The organism is Parasphingorhabdus marina DSM 22363 (assembly GCF_900128895.1).
Classification (GTDB): domain Bacteria; phylum Pseudomonadota; class Alphaproteobacteria; order Sphingomonadales; family Sphingomonadaceae; genus Parasphingorhabdus; species Parasphingorhabdus marina.
This window is the reverse complement of record NZ_FSQW01000002.1, coordinates 1,283,304-1,299,503: the sequence shown is the minus strand read 5'-3', so window position 1 is coordinate 1,299,503 and position 16,200 is coordinate 1,283,304. Positions and strand designations below refer to the sequence as shown.

19 protein-coding genes are annotated in these 16,200 nt (G+C 57.1%); 10 read left to right on the top strand and 9 right to left on the bottom strand.

The window, feature by feature from the left end; translation table 11 throughout:
* Window positions 1–106: 106 nt before the first annotated feature.
* From tilS to BUQ90_RS15930, 5 genes are all read right to left on the bottom strand, one after another.
* Window positions 107–1,054 (bottom strand): tRNA lysidine(34) synthetase TilS, encoded by a 948-nt coding sequence (gene tilS, locus BUQ90_RS15950; RefSeq protein WP_074206096.1) that lies wholly within the window; start codon window positions 1,052–1,054, stop codon window positions 107–109.
* A gap of 27 nt (window positions 1,055–1,081) precedes the next feature.
* Window positions 1,082–1,945, bottom strand: a complete 864-nt coding sequence (locus BUQ90_RS15945; protein WP_074206095.1) for a tetratricopeptide repeat protein — start codon at window positions 1,943–1,945, stop codon at window positions 1,082–1,084.
* Window positions 1,946–2,066: 121 nt separating this feature from the next.
* Window positions 2,067–2,954 (bottom strand): helix-turn-helix domain-containing protein, encoded by an 888-nt coding sequence (locus tag BUQ90_RS15940; protein WP_074206493.1) that lies wholly within the window; start codon window positions 2,952–2,954, stop codon window positions 2,067–2,069.
* 124 nt (window positions 2,955–3,078) lie between these two features.
* Window positions 3,079–5,361: a phosphoenolpyruvate--protein phosphotransferase gene (gene ptsP, locus BUQ90_RS15935; RefSeq protein WP_074206094.1), complete on the bottom strand. Its 2,283-nt coding sequence runs from the start codon at window positions 5,359–5,361 to the stop codon at window positions 3,079–3,081.
* Window positions 5,362–5,459: 98 nt separating this feature from the next.
* Window positions 5,460–5,618 carry a YdcH family protein gene (locus tag BUQ90_RS15930; RefSeq protein ID WP_074206093.1) on the bottom strand — a complete coding sequence of 53 codons (159 nt, stop codon included), beginning with the start codon at window positions 5,616–5,618 and terminating at the stop codon, window positions 5,460–5,462.
* A 209-nt stretch (window positions 5,619–5,827) separates the two neighbouring features.
* Between BUQ90_RS15930 and BUQ90_RS15925 the strand changes: the two genes are divergently transcribed.
* Together BUQ90_RS15925 and BUQ90_RS15920 are read left to right on the top strand one after the other, a co-directional pair.
* A complete protein-coding gene (locus BUQ90_RS15925; RefSeq protein ID WP_074206092.1) occupies window positions 5,828–6,025 on the top strand; it encodes a YdcH family protein in 198 nt (65 codons plus the stop codon).
* 160 nt (window positions 6,026–6,185) lie between these two features.
* The gene (locus tag BUQ90_RS15920) at window positions 6,186–6,641 is read left to right on the top strand and encodes a DUF1465 family protein (RefSeq protein ID WP_074206091.1); all 456 of its coding nucleotides are present in this window, start codon (window positions 6,186–6,188) and stop codon (window positions 6,639–6,641) included.
* Between the two features lie 63 nt (window positions 6,642–6,704).
* Here BUQ90_RS15920 and BUQ90_RS15915 read toward each other — a convergent pair whose 3' ends face one another.
* Window positions 6,705–7,805 carry an alkene reductase gene (locus tag BUQ90_RS15915; RefSeq protein WP_074206090.1) on the bottom strand — a complete coding sequence of 367 codons (1,101 nt, stop codon included), beginning with the start codon at window positions 7,803–7,805 and terminating at the stop codon, window positions 6,705–6,707.
* Between the two features lie 136 nt (window positions 7,806–7,941).
* Between BUQ90_RS15915 and BUQ90_RS15910 the strand changes: the two genes are divergently transcribed.
* The 4 genes from BUQ90_RS15910 to ssb all read left to right on the top strand — a co-directional run bounded on the left by BUQ90_RS15910 (window position 7,942) and on the right by ssb (window position 11,394).
* Complete coding sequence (locus BUQ90_RS15910) at window positions 7,942–8,607, top strand: COQ9 family protein (protein ID WP_074206089.1); 666 nt, start codon at window positions 7,942–7,944, stop codon at window positions 8,605–8,607.
* 83 nt (window positions 8,608–8,690) lie between these two features.
* Complete coding sequence (locus tag BUQ90_RS15905) at window positions 8,691–8,957, top strand: FeoA family protein (protein WP_074206088.1); 267 nt, start codon at window positions 8,691–8,693, stop codon at window positions 8,955–8,957.
* A gap of 2 nt (window positions 8,958–8,959) precedes the next feature.
* Window positions 8,960–10,819, top strand: coding sequence for a ferrous iron transporter B (gene feoB / locus BUQ90_RS15900; RefSeq protein WP_074206492.1), 1,860 nt, complete (start codon window positions 8,960–8,962; stop codon window positions 10,817–10,819).
* Window positions 10,820–10,869: 50 nt separating this feature from the next.
* Window positions 10,870–11,394: a single-stranded DNA-binding protein gene (gene ssb, locus BUQ90_RS15895; RefSeq protein WP_074206087.1), complete on the top strand. Its 525-nt coding sequence runs from the start codon at window positions 10,870–10,872 to the stop codon at window positions 11,392–11,394.
* Window positions 11,395–11,518: 124 nt separating this feature from the next.
* On the opposite strand, the gene BUQ90_RS15890 is transcribed toward ssb, so the two are convergent.
* Window positions 11,519–12,001, bottom strand: a complete 483-nt coding sequence (locus BUQ90_RS15890) for a MarR family winged helix-turn-helix transcriptional regulator (protein WP_084192745.1) — start codon at window positions 11,999–12,001, stop codon at window positions 11,519–11,521.
* 156 nt (window positions 12,002–12,157) lie between these two features.
* On the opposite strand from BUQ90_RS15890, the gene BUQ90_RS15885 reads away from it, so the two are divergent.
* The 4 genes from BUQ90_RS15885 to BUQ90_RS15870 are packed head-to-tail and all read left to right on the top strand — an operon-like array spanning window position 12,158 to window position 14,570.
* Window positions 12,158–12,706, top strand: coding sequence for an EF-hand domain-containing protein (locus BUQ90_RS15885; protein ID WP_074206086.1), 549 nt, complete (start codon window positions 12,158–12,160; stop codon window positions 12,704–12,706).
* A gap of 31 nt (window positions 12,707–12,737) precedes the next feature.
* The gene (locus BUQ90_RS15880; protein ID WP_074206085.1) at window positions 12,738–13,997 is read left to right on the top strand and encodes a ferredoxin reductase family protein; all 1,260 of its coding nucleotides are present in this window, start codon (window positions 12,738–12,740) and stop codon (window positions 13,995–13,997) included.
* Between the two features lie 35 nt (window positions 13,998–14,032).
* Window positions 14,033–14,239, top strand: coding sequence for a hypothetical protein (locus tag BUQ90_RS15875; RefSeq protein WP_074206084.1), 207 nt, complete (start codon window positions 14,033–14,035; stop codon window positions 14,237–14,239).
* Between the two features lie 22 nt (window positions 14,240–14,261).
* Entirely contained in the window at window positions 14,262–14,570 is a 309-nt protein-coding gene (locus BUQ90_RS15870) for an antibiotic biosynthesis monooxygenase family protein (protein ID WP_074206083.1), read from the top strand.
* Window positions 14,571–14,751: 181 nt separating this feature from the next.
* On the opposite strand, the gene BUQ90_RS15865 is transcribed toward BUQ90_RS15870, so the two are convergent.
* Both BUQ90_RS15865 and BUQ90_RS17720 read right to left on the bottom strand, forming a co-directional pair.
* Window positions 14,752–15,438: a ChrR family anti-sigma-E factor gene (locus tag BUQ90_RS15865; protein ID WP_074206082.1), complete on the bottom strand. Its 687-nt coding sequence runs from the start codon at window positions 15,436–15,438 to the stop codon at window positions 14,752–14,754.
* Entirely contained in the window at window positions 15,435–16,079 is a 645-nt protein-coding gene (locus BUQ90_RS17720; protein ID WP_204244806.1) for an RNA polymerase sigma factor, read from the bottom strand. The genes BUQ90_RS15865 and BUQ90_RS17720 overlap by 4 nt, the downstream gene beginning before the upstream one ends.
* Window positions 16,080–16,200: the final 121 nt, after the last annotated feature.

Genomic DNA, 16,200 nt, shown 5'->3' with positions numbered 1-16,200 from the left:
CTTCCCTCAAGATAGGTCTTTTCCGGGTAATGACAATATCATTAGCCATGTTTTTGACGGAGTGACCCCCATGGCCGCCCGATGCCGTCTGGATTTTGTCCGGAATTCAACTGCTTCGGCGACTGGGGGCCTTGGAAAATTGCCATTTTTTACCACCTTTGCAGATGATATCTCCAATCGTCACCGTCTGACCCTGCTGCAAGGCGGAAATGGTCCGTTCGAGTTGCGCACCCCGCGGCGAAAGGGCCGGATCGCATAGATGCAGGGATTTCAGCACCAGGCGGCGCACGATTTCATGCGGAAAATCCCAGCGCTCCAGCACAGCACCCGTCCCGGTCTTGCGCAAATGTTGATCGGCCTGTTGGTCAACCGCCCACTGCAATGCTGTCCGGGAGTCGTCCAGCGCGGCAGCACTCTGGCTCGCGTTGCTGACATTGAACCCCTGTAACTCAGCTAATGCCTTGCGAATTCGGACCCGATCGAAACTGTTGTCGGCATTGGACGGGTCGTCAATCGGAGTGATGCCCTGAGCCGCAACAAACTCCGCCAGCTCATCCTTGGCCAGATGCAACAGCGGACGAATGATATGCCCGCGTCGCGACCGAATGGCCGACATGCCGTCCAGTCCGCTGCCCCGCAAAATCCGCATGACCAGGGTTTCCAGTTGATCATCGGCATGATGGGCGGTGGCGAGCCAGGCAATCTGGTGCCGCTCCAGCCAGCCGCCCAGCAAGGTATAGCGGACCTTTCGGGCTTCCGCCTGAATACTGCCCCGAATGGGAATGGCGGGCTGCAATATTTCATGGGGTATGCCCCTGTCGGCGCAGAGGCTGGCCACGAATTTGCATTCTGCTCGTGCTTCCGGGCGCAAGCCGTGATCGACACTGGCCGCAGCGATCCGGTCAGGGCTGTGCTGATGGGCGAGCAGAAGGAGCGCAAGGCTGTCAGGCCCGCCCGATACGGCCAGACCCAGCCGGTCACTATTGTCGGCAAAATCCGGAAGCAGTTTGTTCAGCGCCAGGGCAAAACGATCCTGGAGGGAGACTTCAGTCACGTGCCAAAGATCCCGGGCCCCACATGACTACCGGCAATTGGCGGCCTGTTTCCCGCTGGCAACGCGCCGGGCCAGGCGACCGCTCGCCAGATCGGGATAGACGTCCTCCAGTTCGGCCAATACCCGGCAGGCATCGTCCTTTTTGTCCAGCTGCACCAGAGCAGTGCTCAGAAAATACAGGCTGTCGGCTGCGCGACCGCCGCGCGGCCGTTTCTGGTAATTTTCATAGAGGGCAACCGATGCCAGAGCGGGCTTGCCGTCATCCAGATACGCGCGGCCCAGCAAATTTTGGGCAAAGCTGGCACGGCGGTGGTCGGGATGATCCTCGACCGTTTTCTTCAGCTGCGCCTGCGCCTCGGGATAATATTTGGCCTCCCAGAGACGGAAGCCGTAAATGTAGGAATCTTCCCCGGCGTCACCGGTGTCGGGCATCACAATGGCCGCCACCGCGCTGACGCGCTCCGGATCCGGCGCCGGTGTTGCCGCGGCGGGCGTGGTTGTTGCGGTTGACGATGGTCCGCTGTCACCAATTGCTGGCGGTGCGGGCGCCGTTTCCATTGCGGCCAGCTTGTCTTCGATCTGCTTCATGCGAAAGCCGTTGCGTTCTACCTGGTCGGTCAGGTTCGCGAGGCTGCGTTCCAGGGCATCAACCCGGGTAATCAGGTCCGATACGGCGGACGTTGTGGTTGCAGGGGCGTTGGCTGTCTCCGTTTCCGGTGCAATGTCGGGTTCGAAAAACCTTGAAGAACCGCCCGGGAAAACCTTTCGTTGTACAGCGCGCATTTCTTTTTCCAGGCGCTCGACCCGCTTGTCCACACCGCTTTCCTGCGCCGCGGCGGGAACGGAAAAGAGCAAGCCCGAAACGAGGAAGGGCAAAACGAACAATTTCATGCAGTGGCTCCTGAGGCTCAAACGGAATTTCAGCTTTCTGTTAACCATAAACGAGTTGCAAAAGCAAAGCAGGATCGGTCATGCCGACACCCAGTTATTGATAAACGAGACCGACCACGCGCTACTCAGCGTTGTCGCTATTTCCACTATTGGTGTTGCCGACACTACTGGATGCTTCGCTTCCGACATTGTTGCGTGCAAGCAGGGCCGCCGCGCTGATCCCGACATCCTTGATTGTTCGTTCTGCGGTCCCCAGCGCAGGGATCACATTGCCGTCGATCGTGACAGTGAGTGCGTCCGGTCGACCCGTCAGGATCTGGGGTCCTGCGGCATCCGAAGGCACCGTGTAGGTTTCGCCCGGTGCCATCTCTTTTTCAAACAGGCGGTCGCCGTTTTCATCATAGATTTTCAGCCAGACAGTCTCGGTTGCCGTGAGGACAACAGTACCATCCGCGGACGGCTGATCTCCCGCGGCAGCCGGGATGGTGCCATCGGTGACGATATCGCTGGCCGAATTACCGTTGTCGGCAAGATCGGTGCTGTTGCCCAGCGCATCAAAATCGGATGGCTGCAAGATCACCGTACGCCAGACAATATAGCCGACGAGAATGATTGCACCGAGGCCCGCGGCAACAACGGCCAGGGTCTTCGGAGGAATGCTGCTCGGACTGGCAGGGGAATAGCCGCTGGTTTCCGGTTGATAGGCGGCATGGCCCTGATCATCCATTTCTTCGCGCAGCTGCGTGCCAATGGCGGCATCGCTCAGTCCGACAGCTCTGGCATAGGATTTCCCGAATCCGATGGCATAGGTTCGTCCCGGAAGCGCCTCAAAATCCCCAATTTCAATGGATGACAAATGTCGTTGCGGGATGCGCGTTGTCTTCGCGACTTCCTCGATGGTCAGATTTTTTTGCTCGCGCGCCTGTTTGAGCAATTGGCCTGCGCTGTGCAAACTGAGTTCTGCTACACCGTCATCATTCTCTTCATTGTCAATCGATTCTGCGGCCATATCACTCTCCAGCGGCCGGTTCGCGGTGCGACCCTTTCCCCCAACTGCAAACAGAAAAGCCATCTGGACGGCCAAATGTCAATGGCAATCACCGGCCGGTGAATCGGAATTTGTAAATAGATGTTTAGCCGAGATCGATCTTGCGCTCTTGCGCCCATTTTTCCAGCGCGGTTCGGGAATCGGTGATCGGGCTGGACAGATGGTCTTCCATAAACGCCGAAATGTCCTCCAGATTCACGGAACGGATCATCGCCTTGATCGGTCCAACGGATGCGGGTGTAATCGACAATCGGCGGATCCCGAGGCCGAGCAAGGCCAGAGCGTCCAGTGTACGACCACCCATTTCTCCACATACGCTGAGCTCAACGCCCAGCGAGTCTGCCTGACGCGCGATCCGGCGCAAATAGCGCAGGATGGCCGGGCTGAGCCAGTCGAACCGCTCGGCCAGCTTGGGGTTGCTGCGATCTGCGGCAAACAGGAACTGGGTGAGATCATTGGTGCCGATCGAAAGGAAATCGAGCCTGGGTGCGATCAGGTCGAGGCACTCGGCCAGCGCCGGGACTTCCAGCATCGCGCCATAGCGAATGGAAATCGGCAATTGTTTTTTCCGGTCTTTCAGGAAGGCCAGCTGTTTCTCAAAAACCGCCTTGGCTTCGTCAAATTCCCATGGTTCGGCGATCATTGGAAACATCACGTTGAGTTTTCTTCCGGCGGACGCCTCCAGCAAGGCCCGCGCCTGAACCTTCATCAGCGCATCCCGTTCGAGCCCTATCCGCAGGGCGCGCCAGCCCATGGCCGGGTTTTCTTCCCTGACTTCGCTGGCCTGAAAATAGGGCAGGGGCTTGTCGCCACCAATATCCACCGTCCGGAATATCACAGGCTTGTCGCCCGCCGCATCGAGGACGTCGCGGTAGAGTCGCAACTGGCCCGCCCGACCCGGCATGGTGGCCGCCACAAGAAACTGGAATTCGGTCCGGAACAGTCCGATACCATCGGCGCCGGTCAGTTTCAGCATGCCGACATCGTCCCGCAGTCCGGCATTGATGTTTAGCGCAATCCGCGTGCCATCGAGCGAAATGGGCTCCTTGTCGCGGAGTGCCATATAGGTGGCCCGCTTTTTCTGGCTGAGTTCCACCTGTGCCTCGAACGCTTCCTCCATCGACGGATTCGGACGCACGAACAGCGCATTGTCATCGACATTGAGGAGCAGCAGATCATTTTCGCGAATCCGCTGCCTGAGGCCCGGCACCTGACCAAGAATGGGAATGCCCATGGCCCTTGCAATGATGGTGACATGGGCGGTCAGCGAACCTTCCTCGAGCACGACCCCCTTGAGCCGTCGCCGATCATATTCGAGCAGCTCTGCCGGACCGAGATTGCGCGCGATCAAGATGGTGTCCTGGCGCAGGCCGAGAGTGGCCGCCGTACCCATTTGTCCTGACACGATCCGCAGCAGCCGGTTGGCCAGATCCTCGAGATCATGCATCCGGTCGGCAAGCAGCGGATCGTCAATCTGGCGCATCCGCATGCGGGTATGCTGCTGCACGCGTTCGATCGCGGCCTCGGCGGTCAGACCGCTGTCGATCGCCTCGTTGATCCGCCGGCTCCAGCCTTCGTCATAAGCGAACATCTTGTAGGTTTCGAGCACCTCTTCATGTTCCCCGCCGACACCGAATTCCGCCTGGGTCGTCATATTATCGATCTGGACCCGCATCTTGTCGAATGCAGAGTAAACGCGGTGGCGTTCGGCTTCGATATCTTCTGCGACCGTATGCTCGATCTTCACGCGTGGCTGGTGAAAAACGGCATGTCCGCTGGCCTTGCCCTTGACCAGTTGGAACCCCGAGAGCCGGATGGCACCGCTTTCGGTCGCCTCGGTGATTTCCGCGCTATTGTCATCAATCAGTTCCGCATTGGAAATCAGTTCGGACAGCACCATCGCCGCCGTCTGAAAAGCTTCGATTTCCTCTTCATGATATTTCCGCGGTTCAATATGCTGGGCGCATAATACCCCGACCGCTTTCTGGTTGCGGATGATCGGGACGCCGGCAAAGCTGTGGAATTTTTCCTCACCGGTTTCCGGCCTGTATTGAAAGTCCGGATGGCTGGCCGCCTCGTCCAGGTTCAGGGTTTCGACATTATTAGCAATATAGCCGGTAAGTCCTTCCCCCAAAGCGAGTTTTGTGACGTGGACAGCTTCCTGGTTCAGACCGCGCGTGGCGAAAAGTTCGAGCACGCCATCGCGGCGCAGATAGATTGAGCACACCTCACTGCTGACGGCGTCAGCAATGGTATCGACAACCTGATTCAGTTTCGACTGCGCATTGGTTGACGCGGCCATGATCTCGCGCAACCCCGTGAGAATATTCCGCGCGGTGACCGGAACAGGATTCGGTTTTGTGTCCATGAGGCATGCCTAGCAGAAAGCATGCCCTCAGGCGACATGCATTGGGGTGTCAAAATGCGTAATCTTTGAATTTTGGAGTCGGCCGAAGCGCCGAAAGCTCAGGCCTCGGCGAGCATCTCTTCCTTGAGCCGCAATTTCTCTTTCTTGAGACTGTGGATCAGAATTGTATCGGGGGAAGGGCGGGACTCTTCTTCGCTGATCTTGCGGTCGAGAGCTTCGTGTTTTCCGCGCAATGCCGACACATGATTCTGATCCATATTAATTCTCCTCAAAGACTAGATTTTCGATGATGAAAGCGGTTGCGGGTGTCCCTTTCTGCGATCCGGCCGGCATTATCTTGCGGTCCGGGAGTTCACGATCCGATTGGCTCCGGCCGATTTGTCTTGGTTTCGGCCTGTTCCGTGAATAAGGTGAAGATGACAAAAATGTAGCGGACAGGCAAGAGAGAATTAGGACCGTTATGGGGATGAGCGATGAGGAGTTGCGGCAACGGCTTGAGCTGCTGCGGGAAGAGCATCGTGATCTCGATGAAGCCGTCACGGCGCTGCGTGATTCCGGCAGCCAGGACCAGTTGCGGATCGCCCGCCTGAAGAAACGGAAACTGCAACTGCGAGACCGCATGATCATGATCGAAAATCAGTTGATACCGGACATCATTGCCTGAACTCCGGCTGTCGGTTTGTGCATGACAGCCCGTTAACCCTGATCGTCAACTGATTAACCTGCAACTCCGGGCCGTATCACATTGAAACAACCGGAATATTAACCCTGTTTCCGGAAATTTTAACTGTCCCTGCAGGGGAAAATACTGCTATGATCGCTTCATGTCGACAAGTGGAACACTGATCACGCCGAAGGTGCTGGATGCCCTCTATACAGAGGCTATGGTGCTTGCTGATGAAGCAAGATCCTATTTCGAATCGGGCCGCTTCCACGACGAATGTTCCGATGATCCGGAAGTTTCGGTCGCTTTTTCCTGCGAGTCCCTGAAAGTCACCACACGGTTGATGCACTGCATCGCCTGGCTGCTGAACCAGCGCGCGCTGCATGGCGACGAGCTGACCGAAGGCGAGGCCTGGAACCATGACCGGGCGTTGGGCTATGCGGCGTCCAGTGACACCGAAATGACCCGGCTTTTCCCGGAAGAAGCCCGTCAGATTGTGATGGCGAGCGAAGAACTGTTTTTCCGTCTGCAGCGCTTGTCGGCAAAGCTGGAGACGATTGCCGATCCCGAGCCCGAAGTGCACAACCTGTTCCGCCGGTTGCAATCTTCCTTCTAGCTCTTCCTTCTCACTTGTCCTTTTGACGGAGCCGCCACCGGCCCGCCTCGGCTGCGTTCAGGCTTAGGCAGCTGTTTCCCGGTTTTGGTCCATCGTCGGATAGTCCACATAACCTTCCGGCCCCTGACTGTACCAGGTCGGCGTGAAATCAATCGGATTGAGGTCAGCGCCTGCCTTGAAACGTTCCGGCAGGTCGGGATTGGTCATGAAGGTCCGCCCGAAACTGATCGCATCAGCCCGGTCATTGGCCAGCGCATCCGTGGCGTTATCGTAGAAATAATCACTGTTCAGAACCAGCGGGCTATTGAATACCGGGCGGATATCCGGACTCACGGGTGGCACATCCGTGGCGCCATAAGTGCCATGTGCGGGCGGTTCCCGCAGTTCCAGAAACGCGATTCCGATCTTGTCGAGCAGCATGGCCGCCGCCGTAAAGGTTTCGACAGGGGTCGCATCGTCAGCGCCCTGGGAATCGCCATTGGGGGACAGGCGCACGGCCGTCCGGTCGCTGCCCCAGATATCGACAAGCCGCTGCGTGACCTCGCCGAGCAGGCGGATCCGGTTTTCGATCGAACCGCCATATTCATCTTCCCGGAAATTACAGCCCGAGCGGATGAACTGGTCGATCAGATAGCCGTTGGCACTGTGCAGCTGCACACCGTCAAACCCGGCCTTCTTCGCATTCTCGGCAGCATGGGAATAGTCGTCGAGCAGGGCAGGGATTTCGTCCTTTTCCAGCGGCCGTGCTTCCTCATAGTCTTTTTTGCCGAGATAGGTGCGCACCGAACCCGGAGCGGTGGTCGCGGATGAGGAAACGGGCTTTTCCCCATCCAGAAAATCCGGATGAACAATCCGGCCCATGTGCCACAGCTGACAGATGATCCGCCCACCGGCTTCATGTACGCGTTCGACAACGGGTTTCCATGCTTCGGTTTGTGCTTCGTTCCAGATACCCGGCGCGAACGGTGTACCGAGGCCCTGCTGGCTGATGCCGGTGGCTTCGGAAATGATCAGGCCGGCACCGGCGCGCTGGGCGTAATATTCGCCCATCAGCGGGGTTGGCACGAATTCCATGGTAGAGCGACACCGGGTCAGCGGTGCCATCAGCATCCGGTTCGGCGCTTCAATGGCTCCCAGCTTGATGGGGTCGAACAATGTGGTCATGGCGGAATTCCGATGTGCAGATGAATGTTAACTGCACAGTTAAGAGCGCGCACATCGAAATGCAATGCTTTGAAAGCCCATATGTTTCCCCTATATTGATAGCAGCGCAAATCGCTGTGATAACTCCGGAGTCGCCATGACCGCCAGCCTTCCCGAAGACCCCACCCTTGATGAAGTGCGCGCCTTTCTGGCGCCGTCGCTGGCCATGCAGGCGGCATTTGACGGATGGAACGAGACAGCCGTCGAAGCGGCCGCCGTGCAGGACGATGTCGATACCGACCTCGCGCGACTGGCGTTCAATGATGGTCCAGTCGACATGATTGCAGCCTGGTTTGAATCCGTCGACGCCCGCATGGCTGAAAGATATTCTGCTGAAGAACTGGAGGCGATGAAGATCCGCGAACGGATCACAAATCTGGTGCGGGCGCGGCTCGAAATTCTGGAACCGGATCGCGAGGGGCTGCGCCGGGCGCTGGCCATTCTCGCTGCGCCACCCAATGTCCGCCGGGCCGCAAAGCTGGGCTGGGGTGCCGCGGACAAGATGTGGCGGCTCGCCGGCGATACCGCGACGGATTATAATCACTATACCAAGCGGACCTTGTTATCTGCAGTCTATGGCAGCACCATCAGCGTGTTTCTTGACGATGAAAGCGAAGACTTCGCCGAGACGCGGGCGTTTCTGGATCGGCGGATCGAAAATGTGATGCAGTTTGAAAAGATCAAGGCAAGGGTGACGGGCCGGGGCGGCGACCGCTTCAGCATGGCGCGCTTCTTCGGTCGGCTTCGCTATCGCAATCTCTGATCCGGATGTCCCGCAACAAAAGACTCGCCAGCCTGTTTCTATAATGATAATCACTCGCAACTAACCTGTTTTCGAGTAGCTGAATGGCCCGTTCCGATCTAACTGAAATTACGCTCGATCGCCTGTCCTTGCGACAGGTGGCGCAAATTCGCTCTGTCGACTGGGAAGCCATGTCGGAAAACGAGGGGCGCCGCTTGCGCGCCCTCGGGCTCGACGAAGGAGTTGCGGTGGAAAAACTACACAAGGGCATGTTCGGCTTTAACGACCCGATAGCCCTGAAAGTCGGGCGGATGATGGTGGCCGTCCGGAAATCCCACGCCATGGCCATTTCGGTTGTTCTGAGCGACTGATGATGACGGAAGCAGCGCCCCTGATTGTCCTCGCGGGCAACCCCAATGCCGGAAAAAGTGCGCTGTTCAACGCGCTGACCGGCGCACGTCAGAAAATCGCCAACTATCCGGGCGTGACAGTGGAACGCAAGGCGGGACATTTTGCCCTGCCAAATGGCCGGCCGGCGGAACTGGTCGATTTGCCTGGAAGCTACAGTCTCGATCCAACCAGTCCGGACGAAGCGGTGACGCGTGGCGTGATCATGGGCGCGCAGGATGGCGAGCGGAAGCCGGACGCGATCATTGTGGTTCTGGATGCTGCCAATCTCGACAATCATCTGCGCTTTGCGCTGGAAATTATTGCGCTGGGGCAACCGACCATTATCGCACTCAACATGATGGACCTGGCTGAGAGAGACGGGCTGACGCTCGATCCTGCGAAGCTTGAGGAATTGCTCGGCGTGCCGGTCGTACCGACAGTGGCCGTCCGCCGCCGGGGACTGGAGGATCTGTCCGCCGCCGTCGAAAACCGTCTGTCCGGAAACGCCCCGGTTGCGGAGCCGGTGGTGGCGAAGGAACGGGATCACGGACTGCGTTTTCAGGCCAAGAAAATCGCTCAGGCGGCCATTGTCTCGGAAACCGCCGGGCGGCGCTGGTCGGAGCGGGCCGATGCGCTTTTCCTGCATCCCGTTGCCGGACCGATCATCCTGCTCGCCATCCTGTTTGTCATGTTCCAGGCGGTCTTCGCCTGGTCCGAGGCGCCGATCGGGTGGATCGAGCAGGGCACGGAAATCGCGGCCGCCGCCGTCGAAGCCGGGCTGCCCGACGGGTTTTTCAAGGACTTTCTGATCGAAGGCGCCATCGGTGGTGTCGGGTCAGTGGTGGTGTTCCTGCCGCAGATTCTGATCCTGTTCCTGTTCATCCTGCTGCTGGAGGCCAGCGGTTACATGACCCGTGCGGCCTTTATCATGGACCGGCTGATGGCCAGCGTCGGGCTGTCTGGCCGGAGCTTCATTCCGCTGCTTTCCTCCTTCGCCTGTGCGATTCCCGGGATCATGGCGACGCGCAGCATATCGGATCCCAATGACCGGCTGACCACCATTTTGGTCGCCCCCCTGATGACCTGCGCGGCGCGGCTGCCCGTTTATGCGATCATCATTGGCGCCTTCATTCCGGCTCGCGACGTTGGTGGCGGTGTTGGCCTGCAGGGGCTGGTCCTGTTCGGGCTTTACATATTTGGCATAGTCGGCGCGATGATCGTCGCGCTGGTTCTGCGCAGCACGGTCGCCAAAGGACCCAATGCCGGATTCCTGATGGAAATGCCGAAATACCAGCTGCCCCGGATCCGAGACATATTGCTCGGCCTGTGGCAGCGCGCATGGATCTTCCTGCGCCGGGCCGGCACGATCATTTTTGCAGCGACAGTCGTGCTTTGGCTGATGCTGACCTACCCCAAGGTTCCTATCGACAGCCCGATGAGCCAGGTTGATTATTCGGCAGCCGGGCGGATTGCCAATGTCATCGAACCGGTGGTCGCGCCGATTGGCTTCAACCGCGACATGGCGCTCGCCCTGATCCCGGCCATGGCCGCCCGCGAAGTGGCGGTGTCGGCACTGGCCACGACCTATGCGATCGATGCGCCGGATGAAGAAGCAGAGGCCCGGTCGCTCACGGAAAGGCTGCAAAGCCGCTGGACACTGCCGATGGCGCTGGCTTTCCTCGCCTGGTTTGTGTTCGCGCCACAATGCATCTCGACCATTGCAGTGACAAAACGGGAAACCAATGGCTGGAAATGGCCGACCTTCATGCTGGTCTATCTTTTTGCGCTCGCCTATGTCGCGGCCGGTATTACCTACTGGACGGCGGTTGCACTCGGCCTGTAAAGAACCGCCAGAGACTCGAAACACATTCAATAAATCTGGGGAATTGCATAATGGCAGGCAGCGTAAACAAGGTCATCATCGTGGGAAATCTTGGCGCTGATCCCGAAGTGCGGACGTTCAGCAATGGCGGAAAAGTCTGCAATCTGCGTGTCGCGACCAGCGAAAACTGGAAAGACCGCAATACCGGCGAGCGCAAGGAAAAGACCGAGTGGCACAGCGTCGCAATTTTCTCCGAAGGCCTCGCCGGAGTCGCCGAGCGCTATCTGCGCAAGGGCAGCAAGGTCTATCTTGAAGGCAAGCTCCAGACCCGCAAGTGGCAGGACCAGTCCGGCAATGACCGCTATTCGACCGAAGTCGTCCTGCAAGGCCCCGGCGCGGTCATGACCATGCTCGACGGACGTCAGGGCGGTGGCGGCCAGGGCGGCGGTTCAAATGACGGCTGGGGTGGTGGTGCATCCGGCGGTGGTCAGGGTGGCGGCTCGAACGACGGCTGGGGTAATACCGGCGGTGGATCCGGAGGCGGCCAGGGCGGTGGTGCCTTCGACAATGATCTGGATGACGACGTTCCGTTTTAGGGTTTGGGGCGAAGTTCTTTTTTTGAGGCGGATGCCGGTCGGGTTTTGCAGCGCAGTTGGCATCATCTTCGGAAGCGGAAGTGGGTTGCGGGCTATTTTCAACCGGCGGAGACTTCGTGGTAATTTACAAATTGGGATCGCCACCTTCCGGAATGCCACCCACTTTGTGCAACAATTGGATGATGGCTTTCTTTTCTGAAGACTTGAGGGGTTCGAGGAACTGCGAATTTACCTTCTGAATTACCCGCGGAAGCTCGGTTGCTTTTTTTCGTCCCTTGTCTGTGAGGAATACCAATACTGAACGCCTGCTATTTGGATCGGGGCGCCGCTCTGCCAATCCGGCGTCAATCAGGGCATCGACGTTGCGGCTTGTGAAATAGTCTGGAAATTCCAGCAAATGCCCCAGTTCTTTCTGGGTGATGCCATCCCTGTCGCTCAACACCATGAGATTGGCAAACAGCTTCACATCGACGTCAATTTTAGCCAGTTCTTCTTTCATGGTCGCGTCAATGCGGCGGGCGATCACCTGCATCAAGAATCCAAAGCTGGATTGCCTCTGTTTCTGCCCTGCCGAGATTTTGGCCATCAAATATCTGCTTTCGATCATCGGATAATCCTAAATCATGCCTGCTGCAACTGTTGCGCTGAAATCAGTTGCAAACGCAATTAAACTTGTATACGCAACAAATGCACTTGCAAGTATAGCATATGCAAGTTAAAGGCAAATCCACACTGATCCCATTCAGCTAAGAGGATACTCAAGATGTCAAAGGCACTTTTTTTGCTTCCCCTGTTCGTTGCGGTACCAGCCTGTACGGCTCCGGATCAGCGTGACACGCGGTCGGAAACCGAAGCACCAGCAAAGCAGAAATTCGAGAAATCGCAGCGTGGCGAAGCCAAGACGGAAGGGCAAAGACTCGCGCGCCTGGGCTTTGACCAGGTCGATAATGGCAAGAAGGGATATCTCAACACCGGAGATATCGAGACATACCGCACAAACATTTTCGCATCCATGGATGCTGACGACAGCAAAGATATCAGTCTCGCCGAATTTACGGGCTGGGACTATGGTTTCTCCCAGGCTGCGGATGCGGCAAACCGGCGCAGCGAATATGACACCGCTTTGAAGACCGTGTTCGCGCTATGGGACCGGGATACGGACGGCAAGATTTCCGAAGCCGAACATCGCTATGCGATCCGCAGCGACTTTGACCGAATTGATATCAACCAGAACGGCATTTTGGAGGAGCCGGAGTTCCTGAATGGATTCTCGGTCTTTGCGGCGATCCGCTCCGCGCTCAAAACAAGCTGAATCTATATTCTCTCACGAAGGAAAACGCGCCATGTTGAAGCGAAGGGCATCGCTCGCCATCATCGTTTTGTTGCTGGTTTTTTCCATCCTGCATCTCGGTTTTTCACCCGCCGAAATCGAGCGACAGGTAGTTGGAACCAGCATGCTTGGCGGCTGGGCATTCTTATTGATGAGCTGTTCGATCTTCCTTTCAACGCGGCTGCGGTTTCTGGAACCTTTCTTTGGAGGCCTCGACCGGATGTATCAGGTGCACAAATTCTGCGGGATTTTTGCGATGCTGCTTATCCTTGCGCATTTTTTCTTGATCCCGAAAGAACTGCCCGAAGGCATCGATCCCATCGCCAATGCACTTGTGCCATCAGCTCCGCTTGGCATGCTGTCGATGATATTGCTGATCTTGGCGCTCGCGATCACGCTTAACCGCAAGATCCCCTATCACCGCTGGCGCAACCCCCACAAGCTGATGGGGTTGGTCTATTTGTTGGGCACAGGACATTTTATCACGGCGCCAGCTGTCTTTTTTGAACGGTTCAGTCCATCCGGCATAATGCTCATCATTGCTGCCGTGATCGGTACACTCTCACTGCTCTATAGCCTTTTCGGGATGAACCGAAAAACCGCAAAGCGCTATGTGATCGAAAAGGTCAACGCGCTGGAACGTGCGACCGAACTGGTTTTGAATCCGCTCGAACAGCCGCTAGAGTTTCGCCCCGGTCAATTTGCCTTTGTAGAGGTGCAGGGCAAAGGCTGGAGAGAGCCCCATCCGTTCACCATCTCCAGCGCGCCTGCTGATGAGAAATTACGTTTCACGTTGAAAGTGCTCGGCGACTGGACCCGCAAGGTACGCGAAGAGATTGAAACCGGCGCAGAAGTGCTGGTGCGCGGCCCCTATGGCTGTTTTGACACCAGCAAAGCACGGAGCAAGCAGGTCTGGTTTGCTGGCGGTATCGGAGTCACACCATTTCTGTCGATGGTTCGCGCGATGCAACCGGACGACGTGCGGGAAGTCACGCTTGTCTATGCCGTTCGCGAAAAGGATGAAGCGCTGTTCCTGGATGAATTGCTGGCCAAGGCAGCGGAAATGACCAATTTCCGGCTGGTGCTGCTGCAATCCAATGAAGGAGAGTTTGCGCGGGTCGACAAGATGAAAGAGAACCTGTCTGAACCGCTCAGCGAATATGGCTATTTCCTCTGCGGTCCCAAACCGATGATCAATGGTCTGACGAGGGACATGCGCAAAGCAGGCGTCTCTCGCGATGCAATCCATACCGAAGCTTTTGAATTTCGCTGATCGACAGCGGGAACAGCACAACAAGGGAGGCCCCAATGGAACTGATCAAGCAAAACCTGTTCCTGTTCAACATGATCCAGTTTCTGGCATCCTGCCTGACCGGTTTTGGGGCAGTCGTGGTCGTTATCACCATGGGATCGGCGAGCCTGCCGATACTCTTTGGCTGCGTGACGGCGGGCTTCATACTTGGCTTTCCCGTCGCCTGGTTCGTGACCCGGCGCATTGTTCACTCCCAATCATAGCCTGTAGTCAAAAGGAGAAACCATGACTCATACATTTTTCAATATCATCACGCTTCCGGAAGGCGATGACACCGAAGCGCTCAAGGCATGGGCAGCCGTCGGTGATTGGATGGAACAGCAGCCAGGTTTCTTGGGCTCAACTCTTTATCGTAACCGCCGTCAGCCGAACACTCTAATAAACAAAGGCCGCTATGAAACCGAAGATTCGTTCATGGCATCGGTGAAAAACCCGGAATTCCAGAGATTGTCACAGGTGTTAACAGATCTCGGCGTCGAGCGGCTGGCAGGACTTTATGATGAAATAAAGTCATTTGGTGCGGGTGGTAACTAGGTCCCGCGGGAATTGCAGGGGGGAATGCTCTTGTCCTACATCCCGAAAAGCTCTCGTCAGACTTTCCTGAAAATCAAATCCACAATACCATCCGCATGTTTTTTCAGGCTGGCGGGTTTGCTGATATCCTCACCGGGAAACCGGCGCCACTGATCAATCGGGCGAAACCGGGGGTTGATCCCTAGATCCCGATAATCGGCCGCAGCATTCTCATTACCGGGTTGGAGAATTTCAGCTTTCCTTCCAGCGCGACGAGCGTGATGCACGCTTCGCCATGATCGTCGACGATGGGCATATGGGTGCAATCCTCATCTTCGCGGTGCAGGTCGCCAAGTCCATATCCGGTTTCGCCGACATGATATCCGCCCTGCAGGATGAGCGCCCATTCTTCGCCCTTGTGGCTGTGTTGAGGCACTTTTAGTCCGGGGCGCGCTTTCAGGAGGTAGAGCTCCTCGTCATTCTCGGTCGACAGCGAAGCGCGTTCGACACCAAAGCCGAGTTTCTTCCATTTGAGATCGATCCCGGCCCTGCTGAGAAAATCCTCCAGAGGCGATGGCATCCATGCCGGTCTGGCTGATGGCTCGGTCTGGGCGTCATCCTTTGCGTCCTGCGCCACAGGCGCCGGAGAAGCGTCCAGCTTGTCCATTACGCGGGACAGGAACCCGTCTGAAACTGCTTCACCCTGGGCCGACTGCAGCAAGGCGCCACCTACGGCGTCCATTGCCGACAACCGGGACGACAGTTCCGGGCGAAGCGCTGCCTGACAGGAAATCAGCAGGCGCTTGGCGCGTGACAATCCGCCGGCGCTGTAAGAGGCGAGCCATTCCTCATCGACGGAATGAAATTCGGTCTGAGATGACATGTTCATCGGTTAACTCCACGAAAATTCTCTAGGCGGTTCTGCATTTTTTTGAGCGGGGCGCGGATCCGGCTCTTGACCGTACCAAGCGCCAGTCCGGTGCGCTCCGCTATTTGACTGTGGGACAGGCCTTCAAAGAAGGCGAGGTGCAGCATCTGTTTCTGATCGAGGGGCAATCTGGCCAGTTCGGACTGCACCGCTTCGGCGGCCTCGTTCTGATCGACGGCAACATCGGCAGCGTCCACTGGCGCGTCGGCCATGATCGACATGATATCGGGGGATGTTGGCTGGAGCCGGTCATGTTTGCGCTTGTGATCAATCCAGCAATTGCGGGTCATGCGAAAGACCCAGACAGAGAACGTCCCTTTCGCAGGATCGAATTTGCCAGCCTTGACCCACACCTGGATGATAACGTCCTGCGCAATGTCCTCTGCAGTCGAGGACTGTTCGCCGCGATACATCAGCCACGCCTTTAATCGTGGGGCATAGTGACTGGCAATATCTTCGAGGGCAGAGCGATCGGACGCCTTTACTATACGCTGCATAAGATACGCATCCCGGTCGCCACGTCCGGGCAAAGCATTCACAGTCGCGGACCCTTTGAAACCGGATGCCGATGCTGCCTGCGGATATTGTCGTTGCTCACGCATTTTTGTCTCCAATAAACCATCTACGGTCAAGCGATGATTTTGGATGATATCGGGAAGATATTTTTTCTGTTCTTCCGCGGAATTCCTTGAATCTGATTGTGGCGCACAGTTTTTTTCCAAT